We start from the raw sequence: 6883 nt of genomic DNA, 5'->3' as shown, positions 1-6883 counted from the left end.
CCGGCAAACAGATCGTCTGCGCGGCGATGCGTAAATTGCTCTGTATCGCCTATGGCGTGTTGAAATCCGGCGAACCGTTCAACCCCGAACTCGCTATTGCGAAGTGAGGGGCAAGACGGTATCTACAAAGCTAATCCAACCTACGGAAGCCGTAGCCTGGATTAGCCGAAGGCGTAATCCGGGTATCCGAAGGCGTAATCCGACGATCAGAAGGCATGACCCGACGAGCAAGGCGCAGACCTTCGCAACGTCTGGCCGTTCGCCGGGTCGGCAGAGCACGTCCCGACCTACCCGCTGCTTTTGAAGCTTGAAGCCGCCACGCCGAAGCCCGAAACTAGCGGCATGAAAAACGCCACGTCGACTTATCTCAAGCACCACTTCCTGATCGCCATGCCGCACATGGCCGATCCTCGTTTTGCCCAGACGCTGATCTATCTGGTCGAGCACAATCAGGACGGCGCCATGGGCCTCATCGTCAACCGCCCAAACGGGCTGAATCTGGCCGACATCCTCGAACAGCTGCGCCCCGACGAGCCGCCGACCCCGCTCAGCCAGTTGCTGCCGATCTTTTCCGGCGGCCCGGTGCAGGTCGATCGTGGCTTCGTGCTGCACCCGGCCGATGCCCAGTTCCAGGCGACGCTCGCACTTGGCCCGTTGGGCATGACCACCTCCCAGGACGTGCTGTTCGCCATCGCCGACGGCCAAGGTCCGCAGCGACACCTCATCGCTCTCGGCTATGCCGGCTGGGAGCCGGGCCAGCTTGAAGCGGAGCTGGTGGACAACGCCTGGTTGAGTTGCCCGGCGCAGCCGCACATTCTTTTCGACCTTGCCCATGACGAGCGCCTGAGCGCCGCCGCAGCATCGCTGGGCGTCGACCTCAGCCGGCTCAGCAGCCAGGTCGGTCACGCATGAGTACGCCGCGCCTGTTGCTTGGCTTCGACTACGGCACCAAGCAGATCGGCGTCGCCGTCGGCCAGATGATTACCGGCCAGGCGCGGGAGCTTTGCGTGCTCAAGGCGCGCGATGGTGTGCCCGACTGGAACCAGATCGAGGCGCTGCTGCGCGAGTGGCAGCCCGATGCGCTGGTGGTAGGCCTGCCGCTCAATATGGACGGCAGCCCCAGCGACATGAGCGCGCGCGCGGAGAAGTTCGCCCGGCGCCTCAATGGTCGCTATAACCTGCCCGTGCATACTCATGACGAACGCCTGACCACTTACGAAGCCAAGGGCGAGCGCCTGCGTGCAGGTCAGAGCGATGGTTTTCGTCAACGCCCGGTGGACGCCCTCGCCGCGGCACTTTTACTGGAAGGCTGGCTGACTGCGCAGCCCAAGGCCTGAAACGGCTTTCAAGGAGACATCATGACCCTGCCCAACCCCGAACAGCTGCTCCCCGAAATGGCCGCCGCGCTCGATCTGCACCTGAACAGCCACCGCATCGAGCAACCACGCTTCATCGGCATCCGCACCGGCGGCGTCTGGGTGGCCCAGGCCCTGCTCGCATTGCGCGGCAAGGACGAAGCCATGGGCATTCTCGACGTCTCCTTCTATCGCGACGACTTCACCCAGAACGGCCTGCACCCGCAAGTGCGTCCTTCCGAGCTGCCCTTCGAGATCGAAGGGCAGCATCTGGTGATCATCGATGACGTGCTGATGAGTGGCCGCACCATCCGCGCCGCGCTCAACGAGCTGTTCGACTATGGCCGGCCCGCCAGCGTCAGTTTGGTCTGCCTGCTCGACCTCAACGCCCGCGAGCTGCCGATCAGGCCGGACGTGGTCGGCGCCACCCTGTCCCTGCCGCCCGAGCAGCGCGTCAAACTGCTCGGCCCGAGGCCGCTCGCCCTCGAATACCAGACCCTCGCTTCCGCCAACTGAGACATTTTCGATGACGCCAATCGACGCCAAGCGACCCCTGCAGCTGAACGACAACGGCCAGTTACGCCACTTCCTGTCCCTGGATGGCCTGCCGCGCGAACTGCTGACGGAAATTCTCGACACCGCCGACTCCTTTCTCGAAGTCGGCGCCAGAGCGGTGAAAAAAGTCCCGTTGCTGCGCGGCAAGACCGTCTGCAACGTGTTCTTCGAGAATTCCACGCGCACCCGTACCACCTTCGAGCTGGCCGCCAAGCGCCTGTCGGCGGACGTCATCACCCTGAACGTCTCGACCTCCTCGACCAGCAAGGGCGAAACCCTCACCGACACCCTGCGCAACCTCGAAGCCATGGCGGCGGACATGTTCGTCGTGCGCCATGCCGACTCCGGTGCGGCGCACTTCATCGCCGAGCACGTCTGCCCCGACGTCGCGGTGATCAACGGCGGTGACGGACGTCACGCCCACCCCACCCAGGGCATGCTCGACATGCTCACCATCCGCCGCCACAAGGGCGACTTCGAAAAGCTCTCGGTGGCCATCGTCGGCGACATCCTGCATTCGCGCGTGGCGCGCTCGAACATGCTGGCGCTGAAGACCCTGGGCTGCCCCGACATCCGCGTGATCGGCCCGAAGACCCTGCTGCCGGTAGGCCTTGAGCAGTACGGCGTGAGTGTCTACAACGACATGAACGAAGGCCTGCGCGATGTCGATGTGGTGATCATGCTGCGCCTGCAACGCGAGCGCATGCAGGGCGGACGGTTGCCCAGCGAAGGCGAGTTCTACCGGCTCTACGGCCTGACCACGCAACGCATGGCACTGGCCAAACCGGATGCCATCGTCATGCATCCGGGGCCGATCAACCGGGGGGTGGAAATCGAATCGGCGGTGGCCGACTCGGCCCAGTCGGTCATTCTCAACCAGGTCACCTACGGCATCGCCATCCGCATGGCGGTGCTGTCCATGTCGATGAGCGGCCAGAACGCCCAGCGCCAACTCGAAAACGAATACGCTGCCGAGGAGCAGAACTGATGCCAATCGAAATCCTCGGTGCGCGCCTGATCGACCCGGCCAGCGGTCGCGATGAAATCACCAACCTCTACTGCCGCGATGGCCGCATCGTCGCCATCGGCCAGGCACCCGCCGACTTCGGCGCGGTGCAAAGCATCGACGCCCAGGGTCTGGTCGCCGCGCCCGGCCTGGTCGATCTGTCGGTCGCCCTGCGCGAGCCGGGTTACAGCCGCAAAGGCACCATCGCCAGCGAAACCCTGGCCGCCACCGCCGGCGGCATCACCAGCCTGTGCTGCCCGCCGCTGACCCGACCGGTGCTGGATACCGCCGCCGTCGCCGAGCTGATCCTCGACCGGGCACGCGAATCCGGTCATGCCAAGGTCTTCCCCATCGGCGCACTGACCCGTGACCTGGCCGGCGAGCAGCTGTCAGAGCTGGTCGCGCTGCGCGATGCGGGCTGCGTAGCCTTCGGCAACGGCCTGGCGAACATTGCCAGCAACCGCAACCTCAGCCGCGCCCTGGAATACGCTGCGACCTTCGATCTCACCATCATCATTCATTGCCAGGACAGCGACCTGGCCGAAGGCGGGCTGGCCCACGAAGGCCCCAGCGCGACCTTCCTCGGCCTGGCCGGCATCCCGGAAACCGCGGAAACCATTGCCCTGGCGCGCAACCTGCTGCTGGTGGAACAGGCCGGCGTACGCGCGCATTTCACCCAGCTGACCACCGCGCGCGCCGCACAGATGATCGCCGAGGCGCAGGCTCGCGGCCTGCCGATCACCGCCGACGTAGCGATGTATCAGTTGATCCTCACCGACGAAGCGCTGCACGGCTTCTCCAGCCTGTACCACGTGCAGCCGCCGCTGCGCAGCGCAGCGGATCGCGAAGGCCTGCGCCAGGCGGTGAAAAGCGGTGTGATCTCGTCCATCTCCAGCCATCACCAGCCCCACGAAATTGACGCCAAGCAGGCACCCTTCGGCGAGACGGAGCCGGGCATCAGCAGCGCCGAAATTTTGCTTCCGCTGGCCCTGACACTGGTGGAAGACGGCCTGCTGGACCTGCCGACGCTGCTGGCTCGCCTGAGCAGCGGTCCGGCTGCCGCGCTGCGCCTTCCGGTCGGGCAACTGAGCGTGGGTGCGCCGGCGGATATCCTGCTGTTCGATCCGCAGGGTTCAACCTTGGCCGGGGAAACCTGGTATTCCAAAGGCCGCAACTGCCCCTTTATCGGCCACTGCCTGCCCGGCGCGGTGCGCTACACCATCGTCGATGGCCGGGTCAGTTACCGGGCTGAGGGCTGAAGTCGAGCGTCGGGTTACGCCTTCGGCTAACCCGACCTACAGGGCTGGAGGCTTACGCTAAATCCCCGTCAAGCTTTTCGTCCAGCATCCAGCCTCCAGCGCCTTTGTCGGCTTTTATCGGCTCTTCTCGGCATTACGCAGCGATATCTGGTCGTTCAGCGTCCAGAAATCGTAGAGCACGCCGATGAAGAACAGCCCGCCACTGCACAGGTAGATGATCCCGGTGATCCATTTGCCCTGGTACATGCGGTGCACGCCGAACACGCCGAGGAAGGTCAGCAGTATCCAGGCGATGTTGTAGTCAATCGGCCCGGAGTTGAAGCGCAGGTCGGCCTCGCGGTCCATCGACGGGATCAGGAACAGGTCGATGATCCAACCGATGAAGAACAGGCCCAGAGTGAAAAACCAGATCGTGCCGGTCACAGGCTTGCCGTAATAGAAACGGTGCGAGCCGAGAAATCCGAATATCCACAGCAGATAGCCGATCACCTTGCTATGCGTGTCCTGTTGCATGGGAAAACCTCGCTGTCTGGAAAGCCCGTCCGGGCGCTGCTCTGATCTTATCCGATGGCGTGTACACGTGCCGCCGCCAAACGGGCAACGCGAAACGGCACTGCCGTGATACTGTACATGCAAACAGTATTTCGGCAATCCCATATGCAATTGATCGACAAACTCAGCGTCCTGGCCGACGCCGCGAAATACGACGTGTCATGCGCCAGCAGCGGCGCGCCGAAGCGCAGTTCCAAAGGCCGCAGCGGGCTTGGCGCCACCGACGGCATGGGTATCTGCCACAGCTTCACGCCCGATGGCCGCTGCGTGGCCCTGCTGAAGATCCTGCTGACCAACTTCTGCCTGTACGACTGCCAATACTGCGTGAACCGCCGCTCCAGCGATGTGCCTCGCGCGCGCTTCAGCCCTGAAGAAGTGGTGACGCTGACGCTGGATTTCTACCGCCGCAACTGCATCAGCGGGCTGTTCCTCAGCTCCGGCATCATCCGTTCGGCGGACTACACCATGGAGCAGCTCAACCGCGTGGCCAGACTGTTGCGCGAGGAACACGAGTTTCGCGGCTACATCCACCTGAAGACCATTCCCGACGCCGACCCGCTGCTGATCGCCGAAGCCGGACGCTATGCCGATCGCCTCAGCGTCAATATCGAGCTGCCCACCGAAAGCAGCCTGATCCGCCTGGCCCCGGAAAAACAGGTCGTTTCCATCAAACAGGCGATGCACTCGATCCATCAGGGCGAAACCGAGGCCCGCGCGGAAAAGCGTGCGCCACGCTTCGCCCCCGCTGGCCAGAGCACCCAGATGATCGTCGGCGCCGACGCCACGGACGACAGCACCATCCTCCACACCGCCCAGTCGCTGTATGGCGACTTTCGCCTGCGCCGCGTCTACTACTCGGCCTTCAGCCCCATCCCCAACAGCCCCGCCAGCGTGCCCTTCGAAGCGCCACCGCTGCTGCGCGAGCATCGCCTGTACCAGGCCGACTTTCTCATGCGCGGCTATGGCTTCAGTGCCGGCGAACTGCTTGCCGGGCCGGGCAACCTGCCGCTGGACATCGACCCCAAGCTCGCCTGGGCACTGGCCAACCGCGAGCATTTTCCCGTCGACCTGAACCGTGCCGAGCCCACACTGATCGCACGCATTCCCGGCATCGGGATACTCAGCGCCAAACGCCTGGTCGCCCTGCGTCGGCAGAAGCGCATCCGCTTCGAAGACCTGACACGGCTGCGCTGCTCACTGGAGAAAGCCAAGCCGTTCATCATCACCCAGGATTACCGACCGAGCCTGGCGCATCGCGACTCCGTGACTCTGCGCCGGCAACTCAGTGAAGGCCCGCAGCAGATGGCGCTGTGGTGATGCGTCAGGTGCGCTTCGACGGCAGCTTCGAGGGCTGGCGCGACGCTGCCCGCGCCCTGCTTGCTGAAGAGGTTGCGCCCCATCAGCTGGAATGGCTGGCGGGCAACGCCCGAGGGGGCCTGTTCGAGCAGTGCGCCGTGCCCGAGCCGGGCACGCCGTCGGCAGCCATACGCATTCCACGACAGTTACTGACCGAACTGGAGGGCGCCGCACGCTTTCGCAACAGTGATCGCTGGAGCCTGCTCTATCGCATTCTCTGGCGGGTCGCCAAGGGTGACCGCAGCGCCCGGCTGGTCGGCGATGTCGACGGCAGCGAGTTGCACGCACGGCTCAAGGCAGTGCGCCGTGAAGCCCATCATCTGCATGCCTTCTTGCGTTTCAGCCCATCGGGGGCGGACAGCGCTCCGGACTACGTGGCCTGGTTCGAGCCCGCCCACGACATCCTGCTCAGCGCGGCCCCACACTTCGCCGAACGCATGGGCCTGCATTCCTGGCTGATCGCAACGCCGGAGGATGCGGTGCTCTGGGACGGAATGACCCTGCACTACGCCAACCCCTGTCCTCTCGCCTGGCGGCAGCTGGCGCAAGGCGCACAGGACCCCGGCGCCGAGCTGTGGAAGGCCTATTACGAAAGCACCTTCAATCCGGCCCGGCTCAACCGCAAAGTGATGCAGAGCCATCTGCCGGTGCGTTTCTGGAAGAACCTGCCGGAGGGCTCGCTGATTCTCCAACTGATGAGCCGCGCCCGCGCCGGAGCCCAGCGTGATGGTCAGGCCGAACGCGTCGCCAATCAGCCGGGCAAGCGCATCGGCCCGGCCCGTCAGCCAGACTGACAGGCT

The 6883-nt window shown here is 64.5% G+C and carries 8 protein-coding genes and 1 pseudogene; 8 read left to right on the top strand and 1 reads right to left on the bottom strand.

Annotation, left to right across the window (positions count from 1 at the left end):
- The 6 genes and pseudogenes from G7020_RS24185 to G7020_RS21435 all read left to right on the top strand — a co-directional run.
- Nucleotides 1-107 (top strand): annotated as a pseudogene (locus G7020_RS24185) (IS110 family transposase); the annotation flags it as partial.
- 235 nt (nt 108-342) lie between these two features.
- On the top strand, nt 343-912 hold the full coding sequence (locus G7020_RS21455; protein ID WP_181086995.1) for a YqgE/AlgH family protein: 570 nt from the start codon (nt 343-345) through the stop codon (nt 910-912).
- Nucleotides 909-1337, top strand: coding sequence for a Holliday junction resolvase RuvX (gene ruvX, locus G7020_RS21450; RefSeq protein WP_181086994.1), 429 nt, complete (start codon nt 909-911; stop codon nt 1335-1337). Before G7020_RS21455 ends, ruvX begins: the two co-directional genes overlap by 4 nt.
- 21 nt (nt 1338-1358) lie before the next feature.
- Nucleotides 1359-1871, top strand: coding sequence for a bifunctional pyr operon transcriptional regulator/uracil phosphoribosyltransferase PyrR (gene pyrR / locus G7020_RS21445; protein ID WP_181086993.1), 513 nt, complete (start codon nt 1359-1361; stop codon nt 1869-1871).
- 10 nt (nt 1872-1881) lie between these two features.
- A complete protein-coding gene (locus G7020_RS21440; RefSeq protein ID WP_181086992.1) occupies nt 1882-2898 on the top strand; it encodes an aspartate carbamoyltransferase catalytic subunit in 1017 nt (338 codons plus the stop codon).
- Nucleotides 2898-4175 (top strand): dihydroorotase, encoded by a 1278-nt coding sequence (locus G7020_RS21435; RefSeq protein ID WP_181086991.1) that lies wholly within the window; start codon nt 2898-2900, stop codon nt 4173-4175. The genes G7020_RS21440 and G7020_RS21435 overlap by 1 nt, the downstream gene beginning before the upstream one ends.
- A 114-nt stretch (nt 4176-4289) precedes the next feature.
- Here G7020_RS21435 and G7020_RS21430 read toward each other — a convergent pair whose 3' ends face one another.
- Nucleotides 4290-4688 (bottom strand): NINE protein, encoded by a 399-nt coding sequence (locus G7020_RS21430; protein ID WP_181086990.1) that lies wholly within the window; start codon nt 4686-4688, stop codon nt 4290-4292.
- A 144-nt stretch (nt 4689-4832) separates the two neighbouring features.
- Here G7020_RS21430 and G7020_RS21425 point away from each other — a divergent pair, with 144 nt between their 5' ends.
- Together G7020_RS21425 and G7020_RS21420 are read left to right on the top strand one after the other, a co-directional pair.
- On the top strand, nt 4833-6044 hold the full coding sequence (locus tag G7020_RS21425) for a putative DNA modification/repair radical SAM protein (RefSeq protein ID WP_181086989.1): 1212 nt from the start codon (nt 4833-4835) through the stop codon (nt 6042-6044).
- Nucleotides 6044-6877 (top strand): TIGR03915 family putative DNA repair protein, encoded by an 834-nt coding sequence (locus G7020_RS21420; RefSeq protein WP_181086988.1) that lies wholly within the window; start codon nt 6044-6046, stop codon nt 6875-6877. Before G7020_RS21425 ends, G7020_RS21420 begins: the two co-directional genes overlap by 1 nt.
- Nucleotides 6878-6883 lie beyond the last annotated feature (6 nt).

This window comes from Stutzerimonas stutzeri (assembly GCF_013522825.1).
Classification (GTDB): Bacteria; Pseudomonadota; Gammaproteobacteria; order Pseudomonadales; family Pseudomonadaceae; genus Stutzerimonas; species Stutzerimonas stutzeri_AK.
Note: the sequence above shows the minus strand (reverse complement) of the source record. Positions and strands in the feature narration are given on the sequence as shown.

Excerpts from the sequence above, each read along its gene's own strand:
- G7020_RS21455 (WP_181086995.1), top strand. The coding sequence starts at position 343 with ATGAAAAACGCCACGTCGACTTATCTCAAGCACCACTTCCTGATCGCC.
- ruvX (WP_181086994.1), top strand. The coding sequence starts at position 909 with ATGAGTACGCCGCGCCTGTTGCTTGGCTTCGACTACGGCACCAAGCAG.
- pyrR (WP_181086993.1), top strand. The coding sequence starts at position 1,359 with ATGACCCTGCCCAACCCCGAACAGCTGCTCCCCGAAATGGCCGCCGCG.
- G7020_RS21440 (WP_181086992.1), top strand. The coding sequence starts at position 1,882 with ATGACGCCAATCGACGCCAAGCGACCCCTGCAGCTGAACGACAACGGC.
- G7020_RS21435 (WP_181086991.1), top strand. The coding sequence starts at position 2,898 with ATGCCAATCGAAATCCTCGGTGCGCGCCTGATCGACCCGGCCAGCGGT.
- G7020_RS21430 (WP_181086990.1), bottom strand. The coding sequence starts at position 4,688 with ATGCAACAGGACACGCATAGCAAGGTGATCGGCTATCTGCTGTGGATA.
- G7020_RS21425 (WP_181086989.1), top strand. The coding sequence starts at position 4,833 with ATGCAATTGATCGACAAACTCAGCGTCCTGGCCGACGCCGCGAAATAC.
- G7020_RS21420 (WP_181086988.1), top strand. The coding sequence starts at position 6,044 with ATGCGTCAGGTGCGCTTCGACGGCAGCTTCGAGGGCTGGCGCGACGCT.